At 53.4% G+C, this 21,401-nt stretch carries 20 protein-coding genes and 1 tRNA gene; 10 read left to right on the top strand and 11 right to left on the bottom strand.

Going from position 1 to position 21,401, the window contains the following annotated elements:
* Positions 1-69 precede the first annotated feature (69 nt).
* The 8 genes from VGH19_04080 to VGH19_04115 all read right to left on the bottom strand — a co-directional run bounded on the left by VGH19_04080 (position 70) and on the right by VGH19_04115 (position 8,339).
* Positions 70-1,779 (bottom strand): HEAT repeat domain-containing protein, encoded by a 1,710-nt coding sequence (locus VGH19_04080; GenBank protein HEY1170527.1) that lies wholly within the window; start codon positions 1,777-1,779, stop codon positions 70-72.
* Between the two features lie 56 nt (positions 1,780-1,835).
* Entirely contained in the window at positions 1,836-3,509 is a 1,674-nt protein-coding gene (locus tag VGH19_04085) for a HEAT repeat domain-containing protein (GenBank protein HEY1170528.1), read from the bottom strand.
* A 43-nt stretch (positions 3,510-3,552) separates the two neighbouring features.
* The gene (locus tag VGH19_04090) at positions 3,553-3,921 is read right to left on the bottom strand and encodes a rhodanese-like domain-containing protein (GenBank protein ID HEY1170529.1); all 369 of its coding nucleotides are present in this window, start codon (positions 3,919-3,921) and stop codon (positions 3,553-3,555) included.
* A 45-nt stretch (positions 3,922-3,966) separates the two neighbouring features.
* Positions 3,967-4,431, bottom strand: a complete 465-nt coding sequence (locus tag VGH19_04095; GenBank protein HEY1170530.1) for a thioredoxin family protein — start codon at positions 4,429-4,431, stop codon at positions 3,967-3,969.
* A gap of 86 nt (positions 4,432-4,517) precedes the next feature.
* Entirely contained in the window at positions 4,518-5,879 is a 1,362-nt protein-coding gene (locus VGH19_04100; protein ID HEY1170531.1) for a dihydroorotase, read from the bottom strand.
* A 66-nt stretch (positions 5,880-5,945) separates the two neighbouring features.
* Positions 5,946-6,971 (bottom strand): hypothetical protein, encoded by a 1,026-nt coding sequence (locus tag VGH19_04105; GenBank protein ID HEY1170532.1) that lies wholly within the window; start codon positions 6,969-6,971, stop codon positions 5,946-5,948.
* A gap of 3 nt (positions 6,972-6,974) precedes the next feature.
* Positions 6,975-7,148: a hypothetical protein gene (locus VGH19_04110; GenBank protein ID HEY1170533.1), complete on the bottom strand. Its 174-nt coding sequence runs from the start codon at positions 7,146-7,148 to the stop codon at positions 6,975-6,977.
* 15 nt (positions 7,149-7,163) lie between these two features.
* On the bottom strand, positions 7,164-8,339 hold the full coding sequence (locus VGH19_04115; GenBank protein ID HEY1170534.1) for an MBOAT family O-acyltransferase: 1,176 nt from the start codon (positions 8,337-8,339) through the stop codon (positions 7,164-7,166).
* A 97-nt stretch (positions 8,340-8,436) separates the two neighbouring features.
* Here VGH19_04115 and VGH19_04120 point away from each other — a divergent pair.
* The 8 genes from VGH19_04120 to VGH19_04155 all read left to right on the top strand — a co-directional run bounded on the left by VGH19_04120 (position 8,437) and on the right by VGH19_04155 (position 15,471).
* Positions 8,437-8,510, top strand: a tRNA-Gly gene (locus VGH19_04120).
* 1,416 nt (positions 8,511-9,926) lie between these two features.
* On the top strand, positions 9,927-10,349 hold the full coding sequence (locus VGH19_04125) for a hypothetical protein (GenBank protein ID HEY1170535.1): 423 nt from the start codon (positions 9,927-9,929) through the stop codon (positions 10,347-10,349).
* Positions 10,350-10,374: 25 nt separating this feature from the next.
* A complete protein-coding gene (locus tag VGH19_04130) occupies positions 10,375-10,854 on the top strand; it encodes a hypothetical protein (GenBank protein HEY1170536.1) in 480 nt (159 codons plus the stop codon).
* A gap of 429 nt (positions 10,855-11,283) precedes the next feature.
* Positions 11,284-11,814, top strand: coding sequence for a hypothetical protein (locus tag VGH19_04135; protein ID HEY1170537.1), 531 nt, complete (start codon positions 11,284-11,286; stop codon positions 11,812-11,814).
* A 36-nt stretch (positions 11,815-11,850) separates the two neighbouring features.
* Complete coding sequence (locus tag VGH19_04140) at positions 11,851-12,477, top strand: lasso peptide biosynthesis protein (GenBank protein HEY1170538.1); 627 nt, start codon at positions 11,851-11,853, stop codon at positions 12,475-12,477.
* A 26-nt stretch (positions 12,478-12,503) separates the two neighbouring features.
* A complete protein-coding gene (locus VGH19_04145) occupies positions 12,504-13,145 on the top strand; it encodes a hypothetical protein (protein ID HEY1170539.1) in 642 nt (213 codons plus the stop codon).
* 128 nt (positions 13,146-13,273) lie between these two features.
* On the top strand, positions 13,274-13,648 hold the full coding sequence (locus VGH19_04150) for an ankyrin repeat domain-containing protein (GenBank protein HEY1170540.1): 375 nt from the start codon (positions 13,274-13,276) through the stop codon (positions 13,646-13,648).
* Positions 13,649-14,277: 629 nt separating this feature from the next.
* A complete protein-coding gene (locus VGH19_04155) occupies positions 14,278-15,471 on the top strand; it encodes an SGNH/GDSL hydrolase family protein (protein HEY1170541.1) in 1,194 nt (397 codons plus the stop codon).
* 265 nt (positions 15,472-15,736) lie between these two features.
* Here the strand turns inward: VGH19_04155 and VGH19_04160 are convergent, their stop codons facing one another.
* Together VGH19_04160 and VGH19_04165 are read right to left on the bottom strand one after the other, a co-directional pair.
* On the bottom strand, positions 15,737-18,013 hold the full coding sequence (locus VGH19_04160; protein ID HEY1170542.1) for a response regulator: 2,277 nt from the start codon (positions 18,011-18,013) through the stop codon (positions 15,737-15,739).
* A complete protein-coding gene (locus VGH19_04165; protein HEY1170543.1) occupies positions 18,010-18,615 on the bottom strand; it encodes a hypothetical protein in 606 nt (201 codons plus the stop codon). The genes VGH19_04160 and VGH19_04165 overlap by 4 nt, the downstream gene beginning before the upstream one ends.
* 278 nt (positions 18,616-18,893) lie before the next feature.
* Here VGH19_04165 and VGH19_04170 point away from each other — a divergent pair, with 278 nt between their 5' ends.
* Entirely contained in the window at positions 18,894-19,484 is a 591-nt protein-coding gene (locus VGH19_04170; protein ID HEY1170544.1) for a YceI family protein, read from the top strand.
* Positions 19,485-19,594: 110 nt separating this feature from the next.
* On the opposite strand, the gene VGH19_04175 is transcribed toward VGH19_04170, so the two are convergent.
* On the bottom strand, positions 19,595-20,290 hold the full coding sequence (locus tag VGH19_04175; protein HEY1170545.1) for a hypothetical protein: 696 nt from the start codon (positions 20,288-20,290) through the stop codon (positions 19,595-19,597).
* Positions 20,291-20,299: 9 nt separating this feature from the next.
* On the opposite strand from VGH19_04175, the gene VGH19_04180 reads away from it, so the two are divergent.
* Entirely contained in the window at positions 20,300-21,382 is a 1,083-nt protein-coding gene (locus VGH19_04180) for a methyl-accepting chemotaxis protein (GenBank protein HEY1170546.1), read from the top strand.
* Positions 21,383-21,401: the final 19 nt, after the last annotated feature.

Genomic DNA, 21,401 nt, shown 5'->3' on the forward strand with positions numbered 1-21,401 from the left:
CCAACCTTGGGGACACAAGAAATACCTCTCATGCGTGACGAGGAAGGTCAAGCCGCACGGTGACTGGAATCACGGCGTATCTTTCAGTTTTGGATCGCCTGATATCTTGCGGATGGCTTCGGTGACCGCTTCACGGACTGAGAGCTGTGCGTGATCACGCAGAGCTTCCAGGTCAGGCAGTGAGTCCTTGGCCACGGGACCGATCTTGCCGAGTGTTTCAGCGGCTTTGGTGACGACCCGTTCTTCGGGGTGGTGCAGACCTTCACGAATTTTAGGGACGGCAATCCGGGCTGTGGGACCCATCGCACCGAGTCTTTCGTAGCAAGTCAACACGTTGCCGGGATGCATGTAAGCTACCTGTGCCATGACGAAAGCATTGGTGTCACCCGTGAGCTTGCCGATGAGGTTCCAAGCACTCGAACGAGTTTCAACGGATATGCTGTTCGTGAAAGAACGGATCAAGTTGAGATCAATGTCATTCGTGCTGTCCATCTCCGCCAGGAATCGGATGATGTAGTAATCTGGTCGTGAATCACGGGTATCCCGGAGGATGTCTTGCAGGCCGGGAATGACCTTGGGGCTGTAGCGGGCGAATTCTTTCAGTGGCGTATAAGGCTCGTCCCAAAAATCTGGATAGGGTGTGCGGCTGTGCAAGATCCGGGTTGCATCGAACATCTTTGGCCGCCGCCTGATGCCATCCAGTGCGAGCGGCACGATACGGTCCACTTCATTCGTGAAGGGCGTGAGAGCGTGCAGAGCGAAATCAAAGATCGGGTAATCATCGGCGTTCAATGTTTGGATGAACACTTCTCTGGCTGCTGTGGATTCGGGCAAGGTCAGCTTAAGCAGGCCCAGTGCGATGCTTCTTTCCACGCGGTCTGGAGAGGCAGCTTTTGTGACAAGCAGGGGAATGCGCTGGCTGGCAGCAACTTTAAGATTGGTCCCATAATCATGGGGCATCCCGATCATCGCCTGTCCTAAAGCGGGCCTGAACAGCAGAGGAATGATGCGCGGATCTGTACTGCCAACTTTTCGCAAGGTGAAATATACATCCATCGGTAGGGTGTTGGAAGCATACCTGGAAGAGAGGATCAGATTTGTGCTGACGATGCCTCGTGCAGTCGCCAGCACTTGAGTTTGCACCAGCAGGGAACCGCCGAAACCGCTGCTAACGATTTGATACTGGTTTGACGGTCCCGTGCGTTTGAACATGTAGCCCGGTAAGATCGCATTTGTGCCGATGAGCTGAATTCCTTGGACGGTTCTGTTAGTAGAGGAGAACACAGAGATGGGGACTGCTGCCTGGTGGTAGGCAACCGTGTTGTTGGTCTCCAGCCACGTAAGCAGCATGGGCATGGCCGGAGCAGCATTGGTCTCCAGCTTGAGTAAAAGCGTCTGGATGGCCTGAGTGATCAATTGCTGCCTAGGCTTGAAGAGGCTTTTTCTAAAAGGCGCCGGGATGTTCTGGTGGTGGGACAGCAGCCATTCATCCCATTTGGACGGTTGATGGATAAGTTCACGGCCCAAGTATTCTGCGCCCGCCGGTCCCATCTGGGTGAAGGCCTTGGCGACTTCGTCCATTTTACTCCAGTTAGTCGTGCACTGTGCGAGCCATTCACTGGCGGGGATGCCTTGGTAGGATGGTTCGGGCTCGCCACGGTTCAGGAGGATGGACAGGCCAGTGATGGCGCAGAGGAACAAGAGAATCAAGGTCGCACCCGTCCGGCTCCGCAGGAGAAGAGAGAAGCGTGAGAAGAATGCCGGCAACCTTTGGGACATCAGAGATGTGTGTCATGCAGACACAAGAAGGTCAAGCGACACGATGACTCAAATGATCAGGGAGACGCTTTGCCTTTCGATTCAGCCGAGATTTTTCGGATGGCCTCCTCGATCTGCTCACGGACCAGCAGTTGCGGGTGTGTTCGCAGGGCTTCCAGTTCTGGCAATGCATCCTTCGCTGCAGGACCTATCCTTCCAAGGGTCTCAGCGGCTTTGGCTACGATGCGCGGTTCCTTGTCCCGCAATCCTTCTCTCACCTTTGGCACAGCCCGCCCGGCATGCTCGCCTAAAGCGCCGAGTTTGATGTAGCTCTGCCAGACTGAGCCGTTTTCCAGCCAGGCCATCTGTTCCATGACGAAGGCGTTCATGTCCCCCGTGAGATTGCCCAATGCGTTCCAAGCCCTCGCCCGCACTAGGGTTATCGTGCTGTTGGTGAAAGAGCCGATCAAAGCGAGATCAACGTTGTTCGTGTTGCCATTCTCGCCAACGAATTGGACGATTGCGACATCGGGCGGGTTGGGATTTTGCCTCAATATTTCCATGCAACCATTGATGACGCGTGGACTGTGCGGCACGAACTCTTTCAGCGTGGCAAAGGCTTCCGTACTGCGCATGGTGCTGGATGCCATGTAGCGCGTGCGCTGCAAGCCTTCCAAGGCTGGTGGGATGATTCTCTCCAGGTCATTGGTGAATGGCCTGACAGTCACCATGGCATACTCGAACACTGTCGCATCCTTGTCTCGCAGGGCTTGGATGAAGATCTCTTTGGCGGTGGTTGATTGCGGTAGTGTCAGCTTCAGTAGGGCCATTGCGGTCAGTCTTTCGTCCACGTCCGGAGCAACCGCCTTTTGTGTCAACAGGGGCATGGCCCGCAAAGCTGCCATGGTGAGATTGGTTCCGAACCGCGGAGCAGATGAATACCCGCTGCGGTTCGCCACAGGCCGGAGTAATTGCGTGATGATGCGCGGCTCCGCATGCTCCGCAGTCTTCAATATCTCGTGGGCCTGGTAGGGGATGGAGTTGGCCCGGTAATGCGTCGAGACGATGATGTTCGTCGTCACCACGCCGGGTGATATCACCGTCATCTGCGTCTGGATGATCAATGATCCTCCCGTCGGAATGCCTATGGACTGGAAACGGTTTGAAGCGGTTTGCACCACGAGTGCATTCGGAAGGGGGGCTTGAAACATCCCTCCTCCCAAGCCGAAAACTCTGTTGCTGTGGATGGCGAATGACGAGATCGGCACGACCAGTTGGAAGTTGAGCGCGCCTTTTTGTGCTTCCAGCCAGTCGAGGAGCATCGGTATCGCAAAAGAACTGTGATGGCGTGTACCTTGCAAGAGTCTGAGGATGACGTCTTCCTTTGCGTGTTGGTGCGGTTTGAGCAGTGTTTTCTTTAAAGAGCCAGGGATGCTGTTGTGGTGCGCGAGCATCCATTCATCCAGCTTTGTAGGTTTGCTGAGCAGTTCCTCACCGAGATAGATCGCTCCGGATGGGCCCATATCATAGAACGCTTTGGACGCGTCTGTGATCTTCTGGCTGTTGGTAGTGGCCATCTCCAGCCATACGCTGGCGGGGATGCTTTGATAGGAAGGCTCGAATTTACGCCGACCTTTAAAGAGGAAAGCTGCGGCGGCGAAAACGAGGACGAGCAAAAGGCAGATGACGCCTCCACGGGAGAAGCACGATTTGGCCAATCGCTTGAGCCCTGACACCAGCCTTGGAAACATGAGAGAATAACTCTCACGTCTCCTGCGGAAAATCAAGAGGACATCACGACTGGATCGACCATCCAGAATTGACCAGCCCTTTATAACCGCCGATGAGCGAATACACTTTGCGATAACCGATCTTCTGCGCGGCATCTGCTGTCAGCACGGAGCGATAACCGCCACCGCAATACATGATGATCTCCGCATTCACATCCGGATAATTCTTCTCGATATCGCGCTCGAGGATGCCCTTGCCCAGATGCACCGCTTCCTGGGCGTGACCTTTTTGCCACTCGTGATCTTCGCGCACGTCCATGAGTACGGCACGCGGGTTCGCGGCGAGCATGCGCTTGGCTTCGTCTACAGTGATCTCCTGCACACGCGGTTGCGCTTCCTGCACCAGCTTCAAAAATCCAGGTGAATGATCCATGTGTATGAGAAATGAATGACTACGAAAAAGCCCGCTATTCGGCCGTCACTTTTTATTCAGAGCCTTGCTCAGTTTGGCCACGTAATCTTTCGCGGAACTGCCGTCATAACCTTCCGAGCGGAACAGTTCTTTGCCCTCGGCATCCACCACGATGATGGTGGGATATCCATCTACCTTGAACTTCTTCTCCAGCTCACCATTGGCTTTTTTTAAAGCCTCAGATTGCTTTTTATTTTCAGGGAAATCCACTTCCACCAGCACCAATTTTTCTGCGGCAAATTTAGTGAACTCTGCGCTGCTCAACACCGTCTTCTTCAACTGCATGCACGGCGGGCACCAGTCGGAACCGGTGAAGTCCATGAGGATGGCCTTCTTCTGCTCTTTAGCCTGCGCTTGCGCCTTCGGATAATCCGTCAGCCAGGCTTCCTTGGCGTCCGCTGCTGTGGATGCATGATGACTCACTGCCAGCCCTACGACTGCCAGCGCCAACGCAAAAGAGAATTTCTTCATAATAGCCTAGTATGACCTATGTTCCGTGCCTTTGCGAATCCATGACCAGCAAAGGTTTCAATGCTTAGACGCCTGCCGCTGCCGTTTTATTCCCGCCAAACGATCTTGCCGCCCACGATCGTCATCGCCTGCTTGCCCTTCATCGCCCAGCCGTAGAACGGGTTGTTCACGGATTTGCTCTGCGTCATCTCCTTCGTGAACATCCATTCCTTGTCCAGATCGATGACTGTCACATCCGCATCCGCACCCACCGAGAGCGTGCCTTTCTTGATGCGCAACAACTTCGCCGGAGCGATCGTGTATTTCGCGATCAGATCGTTAATGGACAGCCGCTTCGCGTGATACAATTCCGTGAGGCACAGGCCCAGTTCATTCTCCAAGCCCGTGATGCCGAACGGCGCGTAATCGAACTCCGTTTCCTTCTCGTAATCCGTGTGCGGCGCGTGATCGCTGCCGAGGATCTCGATCGTTCCATCCGAGATGCCTTCGAGGATCGCTTCACGATCCTTCGCTGTGCGGAGCGGGGGATTCATCTTGAAGTGCGTGTCGTAGGCGGGCCATGACGGCATCACACCTTGCTTCGCCGTGAAGAGACTCTTGCCGTCTTCTTTCCAGAAAGCCTCGCTCCCTGCGATGGATGCATCCGTCAAAATGAAATGATGCGGGCAAGCCTCGCCGATGATCGGCACACCCCGCTTCTTCGCCTCACGGATCAGGCGGATGCTCTCCCCTGAGCTCATGTGCTGGCAATGGATCGGCGTCCCCGTCAGTTCCGCCAGCACGATATTCCGCGCCACAATCAATTCCTCACCAGCCGCTGGCCATCCGCGCAAACCGAGAGCCGTGCTCCAGTAGCCCTCGTTCATCACGCCGTCCGTCACGATGGAGTAATCCTGGCAATGATCCAGCATGGGCAGGTCGAACATCTTGCAATACTCGAGCGCACGGCGCATCACCTCGTTGTTCTGGATGCAATGCCCGTCATCCGTGATCGCCACCACACCGGCAGCTTTCAAAGCTCCGATCGGTGCCAGCTCTTCCCCTGCGATGCCCTTCGTGATCGCACCACTTACAAAAACATTTACCAGCCCGGCCTTCTCAGCCTTATCCTGGATGAGGGCGACAGTGCCTGCCGTATCGATGGAAGGATTCGTGTTCGGCATGCACAACACCGAAGTGAAGCCGCCGGAAGCCGCCGCCTTGGAACCCGTCTCAATCGTTTCCTTTGCTGATTGCCCTGGTTCGCGCAAATGCACATGCATGTCGATCAGTCCGGGGCAGACTACCTTGCCGGAAACGTCGATGCGCTCCACGTTTTGAGGTGCCTTGGATGCGGCATCGCCACCTACGGCAGCCACTTTACCATCCACCAGCAACACATCAGCCGTCTGGTCAATCTTGTTGGCCGGATCGATCACCCGGCCGCGGGTCAAAAGCAACGCGTTCATCTTTTTATGTTCCCGCCAGACTACACGGACGCGAATTGACAACGCAAGCGCGGTAGCGGCCGGCGTTTACCGTCCCCGCGCTTCATCCACTATCTTGCGGCGGAAAGAGGGCAGGGCATAAAGCTCTTCGGCGATGCGTGCCGAGAGGATCTGCGCCCCTCTTTTATTGACATGCAAGGGATCGCTGAAGACGTCTTCATCAGGTGCTTTCAGCCATGCGGAAGCATCGATCAACGGCACGTCCAGAGCCGAAAATTCCGTCTGCACGCGCTGATAATATGCCGTCCACTCAGGCCGTTCCATAAACCGTTCCCGCCGGATTTGAGGGGTCGGCATGAACACCACCACCAGGTCCACCCCCCTCTCCCGGCAAACTTGGACGATATCTACGATGGGCCGGATGAAACCGATCTTACCCGACGTGACCTGCCCGGTGTGATGGATAAATTCCAATTCCTTGGGGAATCCGATCTCCGCTGCCCCAGCCAAAGGGTGCGTCGTCTTCTGCTGCGGCATTCCCATCCTGCCCAATACCCGGCGAATGCCCTCCACTGAGACCCAGTAACTGCTGGGCTCAGTATACATCGGGAACCAGAGCAAAATCTTCCCAAGTCGGAAACCTCCTCCTTTTCTGCCCTGAACGTAATCCTGATCTTCAATGAAATATTCCAGATGCTCTCCGGCCGGATTGCCGAATCGCCTTCCCGCCGCAGGATCGGTAAGCCGCAATCCAAAAACGCCATACACCACGCATTTGATATTTGGATTCACTGTCAAGGCCCTGCGTAACGTAAGACAATGTTCCAGCACCATGGAAGCAGGCACGCCCGCATTGACAAGGCTGACTGGCTGGCCGGATAGCTCTTCCCAACGGGCTTTAAAATCTGGCTGATGATAGCTGTAAAGCGTGGTCGAATCTCCCAGTAGCAGAATATCTACCGGCTGGTTTAAAGGCAGCTTGCGGGCCGAATCTTCCCATCGGTTCACGAAGTCGCGGCGATCCGTTTGAAACCAGAAATGACTGGCCACATTGAAGCATCCCAGCAAAAACAGGCAGCAAACGACATTTCGGATGAAAGGACTGCGGCGCATATCTCAGAAATCGATATAGATGAACTTCGATGACTGCCCGGAATAATGCAGGATCACAACAAGCATCAGGAACCACCAAACACCCCAGAACAGTGAATCTAACGCCGGGCCTTGGCCCTCAGGCGGCAAATCTCTCGCCCCTCCCAGATACTCCAAGGCTTCTTTAATTTTTCTCATAAGTCGTTCCCTAAATTATCCGATGAACAGGCGGTTCAAGAAAAACCAGGCCGTTTCCGTGTCCATGCAGAAAAAAGCCCAGCCCAAATTCACGGAACCGAACGTCAACACCCATCCGCACGCACGGCCGAAAGCAGAGGGCTCCTTATCAGTTGGCGGTCGAAAACTCGTCCAGAAACGATGGATCGCCAGCAAGAGCCCATGCCATAAGCCCCAGATCAGAAAATTTGCCGCTGCCCCATGCCATAAGCCGCTGATCAACATCGTCAGGATCACATTCCGATAAACTGCGGGCAATGGCACCTGTGAACCGCCCAATGGAATGAAAACATAATCCACCAGCCAGCGATAGAGAGACATGTGCCAGCTCCGCCAGAAATCTGTGATGTTCGTGCGCAGATAAGGCCAGTCAAAATTCTCCGGTATGGTGATGCCAAACAATCTTGCCGAACCGATGGCGATGTCCGAATACGCCGAAAAATCGAAATAGATTTTAAACCCAAAAGCCAGCAGCCATACCGGCAGAATCCACCTCTCCGCCAGCGCGATGTCATGGACGTTCAAATGATCCGTGAACGCCGTGAGCAGATCGGCGATGGCAAATTTTTTGACCAACCCCGCGAGAATACGGGTGACCCCGCGATTCCAATCCAGCCCCCAATCCGTGGCCGGATTTTTCAACCCGGCTGCGAAAGATTGATAACGCTTGATCGGCCCCGCCACCATCGTGGGGAAATAAAGGATGAAAGCCATGTAATCACGCAAACGCCCCGCCACCGCCGTGCCTCGATACCGGTCCACTGCATAATGGATGAACTCAAACGTGAAAAAAGAGATGCCCAAAGGCAGGAATGCACCTTTCCAATGAAGCGGATTGGCACCCGGGAACAGCAGACCCGTAAAAAAATTCCAATACTTGAAGATGATCAAGATCAGGATCGCCTGGATCACCCCCACCAGACACCATTTCGAACCAGGCCGGTAAAGGCGGCTGAAGATTGCTTCCCAGAGGAATATCCCCAGACAGGCCGCTCCCGCATATCCACCTACTTCATGGATGGAATAATAGACAAAGAAAGCAGCTCCAAACCCGATGCAGACAGACGCCCGGTGTTCCTTGCCACAGTAGCGATATAAAATCGCCGCTGGAACCAGAAAACAGAAAAAGTAAGCGAATGTATTGAAGATCATCGGATTCGGCGCTTGGCGTCCACGCCCTCCAACCTATGCGGACGTGAATTGACAACGCAAGCGCTACGGCTAACATGCCGTTGCACTTATTTAGGCAGCGGGTGTAGCTCAATGGTAGAGCTCCAGTCTTCCAAACTGGCTACGAGGGTTCGATTCCCTTCACCCGCTCCATTTTCCCAAACTCCGTAGCGGAACTAACCTTTCGTCGTCCTCGTTTCCAATCCGTAGCAGCCGACGTCAGGAGGCTCTAACTAATCTGGTAAGGATGAGTTCCACCTCGTCCCTAACTTCTCCTTAAAGCTTTCACAAACCTTGAGCAGAAACATGGAAACCTAAGCGACCGTAAATCGTCCTTCGTAAATCGTAAATTAATTGTCCCCTCGAAATGACCTACTGTTTGGTTTGCTCCGCCCGGCAACCCGCTCAAGGCATCCTGTGCTACGGCACTCTAGCCTCCGGCCTCAACCTCCCAAACCCAACCCTCGCCAGCCACCCCACAAAGAAACGCAGAACCCAAATCATTGGTAGGGCGGTGGTGCTCCGCCGCCCTGACCTTTTTCGTCAAAGTCACACGATAAGCAAGACCCGCCACCCGCCGAAGCCTAACCGCTCTCACCGCCCTCGCCCCCCTTGGGGGGAGAGGGCAGGGGTGAGGGGGCACGCACGCCAAACGTAAACAAAACGTCCAGCCACTCTCCCTCCCACCACCATGGGCAGCCGACCTTCGGCCTCTGCATTCCCTTTAAGGAACTATGTCAAAGAGCAATGAAACCATCCGACCCCTGCGAGCTACCGTGTTCTCCCCCTCTACGATTGAGAGTTCAAATTAAGCGTGTGTTTAGTTCCCGGCCGGTTCCGCAGTGGTTACTCTGGGATTCCCCGAACCGTCATAAAATCCTACGCCGCCCGACGTCCCTTTCCCCCTCCAGCTTACGAGCCCCAATCCACACGCCCGACACACCCACAGATCCTATTCCAAACCCGGTAGGGCGGAGCTGCCGCTCCGCCGTAACTCTTTTCGCAACTGCACCACCAAGTTTAAAACAGCAGACTCGATGCAAGAGAGCTTTTCCCCCTTCTCATCTCGTCCTTGATGTTTCCATAAGGATTGCCAAATACGATTCCATTGAATCATTCAGCGGGGATTCCGGTTCTTCCTGTCCACAATTTAAAACTTAAAACTGAGAACTTAAAATTACCTCAAACCCGTCCTTTACCGACAACGAGTTGTCAGCAATCCCACTATCCACCTTCACAACCACTCAAACCACCGAAATCTATTATCCCACAGCGACATTTCTCCCAACCCGTTGTGAAAGAGGAAAATCCAATCGAAGATTTTCCCTTTTTCACCCAAAATCATCTCCTCAAGCTTCCTTTAAAATTTACTAAGTTAAAAATAAACCCTATTTATCGCATCTCTAGCCTTCTTCAAATTCGTGCTAATTAGTGAAATTCGCGTCTTCTCCCTCTCCGCGTCCTCCGTGTTCCATCTATGGCTTTAAAAGTAATCCCTTGCTATCCTGTGCCTCTTGTAAATCCTATCAAAAATTCTTCCCCTATTAATCTGACATCTGCTGCAAAGTTATGAGCGATTTCAAAAACGAGGCCGCCAGACTCGCTGCTAAAGCAGTCACCATGTTAAAGGAGCGCCCCGGCGGCCAGTTGGACTATTCCGAAGCAAGCCTTCAATCAGTTGAAGATGCACTCTCAGAATGTGCCGAATGCGACATCCCGGAGAGGATGAAAAAACAACTCGTTCAGGAATTCGGCTGCTACATCCTTGAAGTGGCACGCAAAAAATTTGGTGGCGACTATCAATGGCACGAACAGAGAGACCAGCCAGTCTTGGTAGTGGGAGAACCCGCCTGTCATATCGCGATCATGACATGGGACAAAGTGCGCAGCCGCCTGGACGGAGATGAGGCGGACAACATCCCGTTTTTCTACGCGGGTTTCTCAGAAAAAGTCCGTAACGCTGCGCCTGGCACCCGCACTCTGTATGTTTGATTAGGCACTCGTCTTTTAGAAAACCATGAAACTAGCAGACTTCAAGAAACAGCCACGAGGTCCATACCAGTTCGACTGGTTCCTCCATCGCGATACCATCGACTCTCCGCTGGGCACCTTCGCGGTAGAGCTGACCGTTGCCATGGGAAAGCAGCCAGATCAGGCCATGGTCGACGCCATGGAAATATTGATCGGCAAATTCGAGAAAAACAAAAGCGCGATCGCCCAGATGGTGTTCAAGGAGTACCTCACCATCGCCAGATCTGAACCTGATTGGCTGGCAGGTTGTGAAGTGCCCCCGAATTTGCTCGTGGACGGTCTTGCCCCATATCTTGAGGCGAGGGCCCTCACGGTTTCTGATGACAGAGCACTCACGGTTTCTGATGAAGTGGATAACGCAGACGATCGCTACCATCCCCGAGTTTACATGTCTCCATCATGGGACGAGGAACACGGGTTTTATTTAAAGTTCGACGGCGACCAGATTGAACGCGTCGATTGCTGACAGAATGTGATCGAGTGAAACCAGCCGAGACATCCGCCAGGGCGTATTCTGATACTGCCCCCAAAATGGAGTTAACTTATGAAAGTAACACAAAGCTCCATCTCCCTCTCCTCCATCGATAGATGGAGGAGAGGGCAGGGGAGAGGAGGCACTGATCGGCAGCCGACCATCGGCCCTTCGGCCTTCGCCTTACTCTCTTTTCTTCTGCTTCTTCGGACCGATGCCCTTCGCTCCCTTCGCGCCCTTCTGTTAAACCAACTCCTCTGTTCCCTCCGTTCTCTCCTGTTCAAAATCCTCTTTCGCGTAGTTCGCGTATTTAGCGGTTACCTCTTCCCCGCAAACCGCACTTGCCAAACCTTCCCGCTACCATCTTAATCAAATTCAACAAAGAGATGCCACCGTCACGCCGAATCGAGCCGCTTGGAAACTATGAATACTATCCACATTAACTGGGATGGGCCGTTCACCTTGAAAGACGTCACATCACTAAACAAGCCGCACGATTATGGAGTTTATCAGGTTTATGGTCCGAACCCGACGCACGGCAGAGTTGAGTTGTTATACATCGGCCTTGCACACAAAGTGACATTTTCTGTGAGAATCCCCAAGCATACTGATTGGATCAGCTACACCCGAGATTCAAGTCAGGCTTCAATCTATATTGGACGCTTATCAGGCATTGAAACTCCCGAAAACATGATATGGGAGAGACAAATTGTGTTAGCCGAACGCTTATTGATTCACGCACACTATCCAACATACAACCGTCAGAAAGATTCGGTAACCTGTGCACCAGAGTTCCCGAATCTACACATTTTCAATTGGGGAAGACATCGTGATCTTCTGCCTGAGGTATCAGGTGCACGTTTCGGTAAAATGCCCGATATTAAATTTTACGGTAGTCATCCATCAGTTAAGGAATCAGGCCAAAACACCGTATTTTCAAATCAACCTTCTTAAAGGCCACCGGCTTGAGCTACGTGGAGTCCCTCCCAAGTGGGCGAAGCTCCAGATAAATTGCCCCCTCCCAAAAAAGGCAGAATGGACAAAATGAGCGCAGATTATAAAACCAACATCAATTCGATCGCTGCATCAAATTTTTTAGCGCCCGAAATATCCGTCACGTATTTTTCTGTTCTCGAGTTTGTGTGCGCTGAACAATTCCGAGGTGCCTGCCATGTAACGGCCGCCTTGCTGCACGTTCTCTTGCGGGAAAAAGGCATAGAAAACACTCTGGTTTGCGGTGAATTAGGAAAAGGCGAAAATTACTTCGATCATTCATGGGTGGAAATTGATGGGAAAATATATGATATCGCCGTAGCTCTGCCTTTAATCGAAAAATTCGATGGTCACCCAATATTTGCAAGTTGTGATATTTCCACACTTGCTCAGCCGACTTGGACTTATGGCGTTTCTTCCGGAATTGCAGATGACCCGTCAATGAGTGCGATTAAAGCATGCTCATTTGTCGAATATATGGATAACGCACCGTATCATAAACACGGGCTGTGGCATTTCGCTCAAAAGCTTGGTCGCAAATTGGGTCTCAGGCTGAACCTCAATGCGATGCGCAATAAATTTTCAGGGACCATTTGGACCGAGAAAAAAGCGCCTAAATTTTAAAACCACACGTGATACCTGACAGAACTATGTCCCAAAAAAATTCCAGCCCATATCCGGTAACACCCATTGCCTACTACAAGCGCTTCATCCGCAACGTTAATTTGCACAATCAAGGGCAGGACAAGAGCTACTTATTGTATGCAGCTTTGGAGTTACGTTACACAATCGAAGCCCTTCTCTTTTACTATCTTCACGCACTTAGCGAAGGTGATCTCAGCAAAAGCAAACAGAAGCTCTATCGGCCGCAGGATTTGCGGCAGGCTATTCTAGCCGCTGATCCACTATTCCTTGTCAAATTGGAATTTGCCGACATGTGCGCTTATTTCGATGACAGCATCAGTTCACAGCTTCGCCCCGACATCGCTCTCCTGACAAGCATACACGGCAGGCTTGGGGATTGGCTACACGCCGAGTATTCGCCTCTCTGTTCTCGGGTGCCCGAGGAAAAGTGGGTAGAGCTTAGTAAGCTTTTTGAGTCTTTGGGCGATCATCTTTCCGTGATTTTGTCCCATCCTCTCCTTGATGTGAATTTGACCGATAAGGGCAACCTTGTGATGCAGCAATATATTGAAGGCACATTGACCAAAGCAGAAGTGATTGATCGTTTGAATAAAGAATGGAATCTCCTTGTTGATGGTGTAACCCAACACATCATAACGGACGAATGAAACCCGCTACCGAATTACTATTGATGACCGTTGGCTGCCACACCGTGTTGGCGCTGGCAGTCCGCCTATGCGGGCCACATCACTGGTTCTGCTTGGCTGATCTTGGTCGTTAGCCTCCATCGCACACCATGAGTGATTCCGTGCTCCATAATTTTCTGGTAGAGATGCCGGACCTGCCCGAATTCACCGGCATTCCCACGGTTGGCGTCCATACCCGTGGGCTTTGGCAAAACACGCCGCTGCACGTTGCGGCAGTGAGGGGTGATGTTGCCGCCATTGCCGCTTTGCTTGATGCCGGAGCAGACATTCAGAGCCGGGGTGAACTTGGCAACAGTCCCTTGCATGAAGCCGTCGCACAGGGGCATCTCCCCGCGGTCAGACTTTTGTTGGAGCGCGGCGCATCACTCACCGCGACGTGTGAAGATGGTTGCACGCCGCTACGGTTAGCGCAAATTCACGAAGAGCATGAGATTGAGAGGATGTTACAGAACCACGCGGCCTAACGTTTTGCTGCCGCAAGTCCCAGAAAGCATTTTGGGTTGCCATCATTGCGCCGTAGCGCTGAGCTTTTAAGCATTTGAACTTTACATGTATTATCTACTGGCGTTTGTGGCTGGATTTTTTGGAGTGCTCGCACTGCATTCGTCTGAGCACGAGTCGCGGTTATCGAGAGATTGATTGCACAGCAATCAGGGATTGCTCCAATAAGGCAGCGGATCATGAGTGATTACATCCTCATCCTTACGACCCTTGTTTGTAGTCTCCTGGCCTATTGGTTTTGCGGACATTGTATTGCGGTTGCACGGAACGGCGGACCGGGAGGAGATGGTTACGAGTCATACCGACGAGCTGATCATCCCCTCCGGTTTCGGATTTACGTCGTGGCTGTCGGGTTCATCGGACTTGCGTTTTCAACCTATTCAATTTTTGGGTTTATCGCAGTTTGGAAGATTATCACTGCCAGTTGATCCTGCGCGCCCCAAACCGCTCCGAAGACATTACTCGAAACTCAAAACCAGAAACTCGAAACCGCAATGAAAACTGAACACTGAAAACTTGAAACTCTTTCTTCCCTCCGTGGTTGATTCCCCTCTGAAAACTTGGAACCTTCCTGTGTTCCCTGATCGCCGTTATGAAATTCGCCCAAACTTTCTTTGCACTAATTGCGCTGGCTCTGACTCACTCGCTTTCCGCCGCCGAGCCCGTCACCATTTCCGTGCAATCCCCCGCCATGGTCTTCTCCCCCGGAAACTGGACTGGCGATACCGGACGTGGCGGTAACGTGTATCGTCAGACTTGGAATGCCGGCGCTTATTTCCGCGTGACCTGGGAAACCTCCGCAGACAAACCCACCGCCAAACTCTTGCTAGATACCTCCACGTATCCACCCAACTTCAAGCTCCCGCAGATCGCCTACAACATTGACGGTGTCTGGAAATCCAAGATCACCTGCACGAACGAAATCATGATTGAAGGCCTCACCGGCAAAGGCCGCCATGAACTCACCGTATATCTCCAGCAATCGCAACAACTGGAACGCTGGGGCAGCGAAGGCAAAAGCCCGCTCAATGTCCTGCGCGTGACCGGCCTTCAACTCGATCCCGGGAGCAAACCCATCGCCGCGGCACCTGCCAAGAAATGGGCGTGGATCATCGGCGATAGTATCACCGAAGGCATCGGTGCCACCGAACTCTCCGTCTATTCCCATCTGCTCGGTCTCGCCTTGCAAACGCGCGACTTCGAGTATTGCGTCAGCGCCTGCGGTTGGAGCGGTTGGATCCATCGTGGCGATACACCGCCCGGCGATGTCCCCGCCTTCTACAACATCACCAATTCCGTGAACGGCACTGGCGGCGTGCACGACGATGCCTCCAGCCGCTGGAACAAGATTGATGGCAACAATCACTCCTTGCTCGATGCGAAAGGCCGCATCAGCGGCTACGGAGAAAAGAATCAAGAACCCGCGCTCATCACCATCAATTACGGAACGAACGAAGCGATCCACAAATCCAATCCTAGCGACACCAAAGCCAGCATGGTCCAGAGCCTCGCCGTCCTGCGTAAAAGCGCTCCCTCGGCCAAGATCGTCATCATCATCCCCTTTGGCCAATACTACGCCGCCGAACTCAAAGACGCCGTCGCCCTCCATCGCAAAAAACATCCGCGCGACAAATCCGTCTACATCATCGACCTCGGCCCCGGAGCTGCCAAAGGATTGGCGGAGAAAAACAGCGTCATGGGCGGCCTCCACCCCAACGACCGCGGCCACGCCATGTTCGCCTCCCAAATCATCCCCCGCGTCCTGGAAATCCTAGGCTCTCGCTAGAGCTTGTCATGAACTTTGGCACGTGAATAAGCAAGAGACGCGTTCATATGTTCTCCCTCGCCCCTTAACGGGGAGAGGGCTGGGGTGAGTCGTAGCATTAAGGCGTGCTATTTACTAACCGGGATGACAGCAGGAAAAAGCCCGGATTCACTTCGCAAAACCCTTCATTCGATTGACCCCATTCGGTTGAAAATCTTTTCCTCCACACTCTCCGTGCCTTCGTGATTTATTTCCCACTGAAAACTGAACACTGAAAACTTGAAACTCAACTCACCATTTTCGGAGCATCCAGCACTTCCCGCACTTTCCGCGTCAATTGCATCGGTGAAAACGGCTTCTCAATGAAGCTGAGCCCCTCTTCCAGCACTCCGTGATGAGCCAGCGCATCATCCGTGTAACCGGACATGAGCAACACCTTCGTGCTCGGCATCCGCTTCTTGATCTGATCGTGCAATTGCTTGCCGCTCATCTGCGGCATGATGACGTCCGTCAGCACGAGATCGAACGGCGGACTATCGGCGATCAATTCCAACGCCGCCAATGCATTGTCTGACTCCTGAACATTGTAACCCGACTCGCGCAAGATCAGCAGCGCCAATGTGCGCACGGATTCATCATCCTCCACCACCAAGATGGATTCCATGCCCGTCGCCATCGGTATCTGCTCGCCATTGGCTGTGGAATCCGCGACCGCATCCGTGCGCGGCAGATAGATTTTGAAGGCGGTGCCAAAGCCCGGTTCGCTATACACACGGATATCGCCACCGCTTTGAGTAACGATGCCGTAACATGTGGCCAACCCCAGACCCGTTCCCTTGCCCACGCCCTTCGTGGTGAAGAACGGCTCGAACAGATGCGCCTTCACCTCATTCGTCATGCCCATGCCGTTATCACAGACAGAGAGCATGATGTAGTGACCGGCTTCCAAGGTGCGATTGCGGGAGCTGGTCTTTTGATCCATCGTCACGTTCTCCGTACTGATGGTCAACTTGCCGCCGCGCGGCATGGCATCGCGCGCGTTCACCGCCAGATTCATGACCACCTGCTCGATCTGTCCACGATCCCCTCTCACATTACCCAAGGAACGGTCAGAAGTGATGAAGAGGTTGATATCCTCGCCGATCAACCGCTGAAGCATCTTCTCCATGCCCACCACCACCTCATTGAGATTGAGGACACGCGGCTGCAAAACTTGTTTGCGGCTGAAGGTGAGCAGCTGATTCGTCAGCGCACCAGCGCGGTCGCACGCCTTCTGCATTTCTGAAATATTTTTTTGAAGCGGACTGCCTTCCAGCTTCGACAGAGTGAGCGCGCAATAGCCGCCCATCACCGTGAGCAGATTGTTGAAGTCATGCGCCACACCGCCTGCCAGACGTCCGATCGCCTCCATCTTCTGCGCCTGACGCAATTGCTCCTCACTGCGTTGTAGCGCCTCGGCCGCACGCTTGGATTCTGTGATGTCCTGCACCGTGCCGAACATTTTGATCGCTTTGCCGCCCTCCATCACAGTTTGGGCGCGACCTTGGATCACCCGTTCCACACCATCCGGCAAAAGTACGCGGTGATCGCACACAAAAGGTTTTCCCGTGCGCAACGATTCCGCCATCGTCACATTCACACGCTCAAGATCTTCCGGATGCACCCGCTCCATGCATATCTCCATGGATAGACCGGCGATTTCAGGAGCATGTCCGTAAAGACGCTTTGTCTCATCCGACATGGAGACGTGCCCTTTGGCGATGTCCCATTCCCAGCTTCCCATACGTGCGATCTGTTGTGCATTGGCCAATTGCGCCTCGCTCTTGCGTAATTGCTCTTCCGCTTGACGACGCTCCGCAATCTCACGCGTCAGATCAGCCGTACGGGTCGCGACCGTTTGCTCGATCTCGTCCTTGGAAAATTCAATCTTGGCCTGCCGTTCAGCCACCAGTCTCATTTCCGTCAGACTTTTCTGGATGGCGATGACGAGGAAGGTCACTTCAAAGATCACCCAGCCTGCATGTTCGAGCGACCGCCAGATCGGCGCGTTCAACACACCGTAAACGGACTGCGGCCAGAAGATGCCGCGAGCGAGATGGTCCACATAGACGATCACCGTGGCTGATGCCAACACCTTCCAATCACGATAAAAAGCCAAGATAGCCAGGGAACCGAAGATGTGGAAGTGCGTCTCGATGCGTCCGCCCGTCAGATGGATCAGCAGCGCCGACATCAGCATCTGCCCCACCGCTACCACATGACGTGTCAACGGTTGTCCGGGTTGAAATTTTGCCAATGCCACCGGCAACACCGTGACGATGCCGCCCAAAATCAGTGCCGCCCATACATGAGGATGGATGCTGCTGTTTTCACCCGACCAGTTCGATGGCGATATCCAGAACACCAGCAACAGGGCAAAGAACCATTGGCAGACCATCAGCTTGGCGAAGAGCAGATCCGTATGCTTGATGATGCTTTGTTGATGCTCGAAAAACAGTTGTCCGGCACGTTGCGAAACGGCCTGCGCCAAGTCGTTCGTTCGAGAGGAGGTGGAGACGTTCATGGGTTCTGGCCCCTTTCGCAACTGAGCATGGAGCAGCCGTAAACCGGCGTTTCATTCAAAGCGGGTGATTTTCCGTCCAGTAACGCAGCGATACTGCTCTCCCCGGCATTGTCCCCCATATGACCGCGTCCGCTCGTGATACCCCCTTTGAAAAGCAATTGCCCCTTCGCATCGTATAACAAAACAGAACCAGATGTTTCAGCGCCGAACAGTTTGGCCTCCCGCCCGTCCACGTCCGCCTGCACAGTCAGACCGGGAATTCTTTCTGCACTGCGCCATAGGTCCGATCGGCTCCAGCTGGCAGGAAAATTCGTCGGCTGGAAGAACCACACTTGGGTATGAACCTTCGTCTTCGTCCGCGCCAGAAGACGATTTAATTCCTCGATCGTCGCTCGCGTGCATGGACACTGCGGATGGGCGAAAAGTATGAGGTTGGCGTGTCCGGAGTCTAATTTGAGGGCAGTCTCAGCGGGCCATCGCGAAGTAATTTCTCCCTCCCCGCCCGGCGTGTTTTCATACCTCAGAACGAGGGCAAAACCTACCCCCACCATCACCAGCCAGAGCAGGCAAATCGCGATACGAATGGTACGAAGTTTGGTCATTTTTAACCGGCGAAACCCTTCTTGCTTTCCTCAAGAACAGATTTTCAAATCACTCATGGATAACTAGTTACACCGGCCCCCGCATCCCAATGGCATCCTACACGGGCGTTCATCGCCACTTCAAGCATGCAATTTCCCGCAGATATGATGCTCCCCATCATTTCGTCATCTTAGGACATGCTCAGTTATCCGTCACTCCGGGTTAACCATCATTTTGGAAGGGCATGGCCCTTTTCCTGACATGATGTATCGTGGTTAAAATTATTTGAGGAACATCTATGCGCTGCATATCTGCTTTGGCTGTCTTGGCTGCGACATTTTTTGCGACTTCATCGGTTCAGGCGGCGGACCACTATAAGATTGATCCTGCCCATAGTAGCATCACTTTTAGTGTACGCCATTTGGGCCTAGCCAATGTGAAAGGCCAGTTCAAGGAATTCACCGGTACCATCACCTTGGATGGCAGCAAGATCACTGAAGCGGCCGGAACGATCCAGGTGCAAAGCATCGATACCGGCGTGAAGCAGCGTGACGACCACCTCCGCACAGCCGATTTCTTCGATGCCACCAAGCATCCCGCCATCACCTTCAAGACCAAGAAGATCGAAACAGGTAAAGACGGTGCCGCCACCTTGATCGCAGATTTCACCATGCGCGGCGTGACGAAGGAATTGAAACTGCCCGTCAAACTTTCCGGCCCTGCCAAAGACCCTTGGGGTAAAACGCGCATCGGTCTGGAAGCCAAGACCAAGCTCAATCGCAAAGACTACGGCATCAATTACCATCAAGCGCTGGAGTCTGGAGTGCTTGCGGTGGCGGATGAAGTGGAGTTGGAGATCAATGCCGAGGCCGTCAAGGAAACGTCCTAGCAGCGGGTTATCCTCCTCCGGCAACCACCACCCTTGCCCAAGTCGGGATTTGGATGGTCGTTTTTCTTCGTATCTTACAGGGCAGGCGATTCCATATCTTTTCACCCAATTTATTCCTGACAGGACGTAACAGGCCGCGTAGCTTCTTCTGAATCTGCACTATGAAATTCACCATAGGTAAGCGCATAGCTATCGGTTATGTCCTCGCAATAGTTGCTTTGATCATCCTGGGATTCACAGTTCACCAAAGCACCCAAGAGCTGGTTCAAAGCAATGAATTCACCAAAGAGACCTATCATTTGCTGCTCGAGGCAGAAGATGTTCTGGCTGATGTCAAAGATGCAGAACTGGGTTTGCGCGGTTATGTTGTGGCCAAGAACGAGCTTTTTTTGCAGCGTTTTGAAGAAGCCACCAATGCCTATAATTTGCACATAAAACACATCAGAGATATGGCGGCCAGCCATCCTGGGCTCAAAGAAAAAGTCGAGGAACTTGACAGGCAGGTCATTGCAAAGCTCGGCAAGATGAGTGTTCTGGTCCAGACTCGCAAAGATTCGGAAACGAATGATGTCACCACCTTTTCCACCACGATCCTGGCGAGCAAAACAGAGCTGGATGGCATAAGGAAATCCGTCAGGGACATAATGGATGAAGGAAACAGAGAACTGGATGACCGCCAGAAAAAGGCGAAAACTTCTGCTGACAACTCCGAGTTGACGATTCTTTGGGGCACGGCCATTGCCACTCTGTTGCTTGTGGTCATCGGCGTCGGGATAACTAACAGCATCTCCAGGCCGCTTGGCCAAGTCACCGCCGTGGCCAACCAGATCGCCACTGGCGACATCAGCGTCGCCATCAACACTACGGCACGCGAGGACGAGATCGGTGAGCTTACCAATGCCTTTGCGCGGATGTCTGTGAATCTGCGCCAAGCTGCTGAAACCACCCGCGAGATTGCCGCCGGCAACCTCACCGTGAGTGTCCGTGCCCTGTCGGAGAAGGATGTCGTCGGCAATGCCTTGGCCGATATGACTAAAAACCTCGGCGGCCTTATCGGCCAGGTTCAACGCTCTGGCATCCAGGTGAACACTTCCGTCGCCGAGATCGCTGCCACGGCCAAGCAACAACAGGCCACCGCCACCGAGATCGCCGGTACAACCGCTGAGATCGGTGCTACATCCCGCCAGATCTCCGCCACCAGCCAGGAATTGGTGAAGACGATGAACGAAGTCGCGGGTGTCGCCGTTGAGACCACTCAACTCGCTGGTGCCGGTCGTCAGAGCCTGAACCGCATGGAAGTCACCATGGGGCAGCTCGTCGAAGCCGCTGGAACCATCAACAGCCGCCTCGCTGTGTTGAACGAAAAAGCGGGCAACATCAATCAGGTCGTTACTACGATCAACAAGGTCGCCGATCAAACGAACCTGCTCTCTCTAAACGCTGCCATCGAAGCTGAAAAGGCTGGTGAATACGGCCGCGGCTTCGCCGTGGTCGCGACCGAGATCCGCCGTCTCGCCGATCAAACCGCCGTTGCTACCTATGACATCGAGCAGATGGTAAAGGAGATGCAGACCGCGGTGAGCGCGGGCGTGATGAGCATGGATAAATTCTCTGAGGAAGTCCGGCGTGGCGTGGATGAAGTCGGCAAGGTTGGCAAGCAACTCGCTCAGATCATCGAGCAGGTACAGGCACTCGCGCCGCGGTTCGACTCTGTGAATGACGGCATGCAGACTCAATCCACCGGCGCACAACAGATCAGCGAAGCGCTCACGCAACTCAGCGATGCCGTGCAACAAACTGCCGAGTCCCTGCGTCAATCGAATGCCGCTATCGAACAGTTGAACGATGCCGCCTCCGGCCTGCGCACGAGCGTGACGCGGTTCAAGGTGTTAAGCTAGTGAGTGATGACGGCCGATC

The sequence above is a fragment of the Verrucomicrobiia bacterium genome (assembly GCA_036405135.1).
GTDB lineage: Bacteria > Verrucomicrobiota > Verrucomicrobiia > Limisphaerales > JAEYXS01 > JAEYXS01.

Coding starts and splice junctions, on each gene's coding strand:
- VGH19_04125 (HEY1170535.1), top strand. CDS start 9,927: ATGAGCGATTTCAAAAACGAGGCCGCCAGACTCGCTGCTAAAGCAGTC.
- VGH19_04170 (HEY1170544.1), top strand. CDS start 18,894: ATGCGCTGCATATCTGCTTTGGCTGTCTTGGCTGCGACATTTTTTGCG.
- VGH19_04110 (HEY1170533.1), bottom strand. CDS start 7,148: ATGAGAAAAATTAAAGAAGCCTTGGAGTATCTGGGAGGGGCGAGAGAT.
- VGH19_04155 (HEY1170541.1), top strand. CDS start 14,278: ATGAAATTCGCCCAAACTTTCTTTGCACTAATTGCGCTGGCTCTGACT.
- VGH19_04165 (HEY1170543.1), bottom strand. CDS start 18,615: ATGACCAAACTTCGTACCATTCGTATCGCGATTTGCCTGCTCTGGCTG.
- VGH19_04105 (HEY1170532.1), bottom strand. CDS start 6,971: ATGCGCCGCAGTCCTTTCATCCGAAATGTCGTTTGCTGCCTGTTTTTG.
- VGH19_04095 (HEY1170530.1), bottom strand. CDS start 4,431: ATGAAGAAATTCTCTTTTGCGTTGGCGCTGGCAGTCGTAGGGCTGGCA.
- VGH19_04085 (HEY1170528.1), bottom strand. CDS start 3,509: ATGTTTCCAAGGCTGGTGTCAGGGCTCAAGCGATTGGCCAAATCGTGC.
- VGH19_04145 (HEY1170539.1), top strand. CDS start 12,504: ATGTCCCAAAAAAATTCCAGCCCATATCCGGTAACACCCATTGCCTAC.
- VGH19_04150 (HEY1170540.1), top strand. CDS start 13,274: ATGAGTGATTCCGTGCTCCATAATTTTCTGGTAGAGATGCCGGACCTG.
- VGH19_04090 (HEY1170529.1), bottom strand. CDS start 3,921: ATGGATCATTCACCTGGATTTTTGAAGCTGGTGCAGGAAGCGCAACCG.
- VGH19_04080 (HEY1170527.1), bottom strand. CDS start 1,779: ATGTCCCAAAGGTTGCCGGCATTCTTCTCACGCTTCTCTCTTCTCCTG.
- VGH19_04100 (HEY1170531.1), bottom strand. CDS start 5,879: ATGAACGCGTTGCTTTTGACCCGCGGCCGGGTGATCGATCCGGCCAAC.
- VGH19_04115 (HEY1170534.1), bottom strand. CDS start 8,339: ATGATCTTCAATACATTCGCTTACTTTTTCTGTTTTCTGGTTCCAGCG.
- VGH19_04135 (HEY1170537.1), top strand. CDS start 11,284: ATGAATACTATCCACATTAACTGGGATGGGCCGTTCACCTTGAAAGAC.
- VGH19_04160 (HEY1170542.1), bottom strand. CDS start 18,013: ATGAACGTCTCCACCTCCTCTCGAACGAACGACTTGGCGCAGGCCGTT.
- VGH19_04130 (HEY1170536.1), top strand. CDS start 10,375: ATGAAACTAGCAGACTTCAAGAAACAGCCACGAGGTCCATACCAGTTC.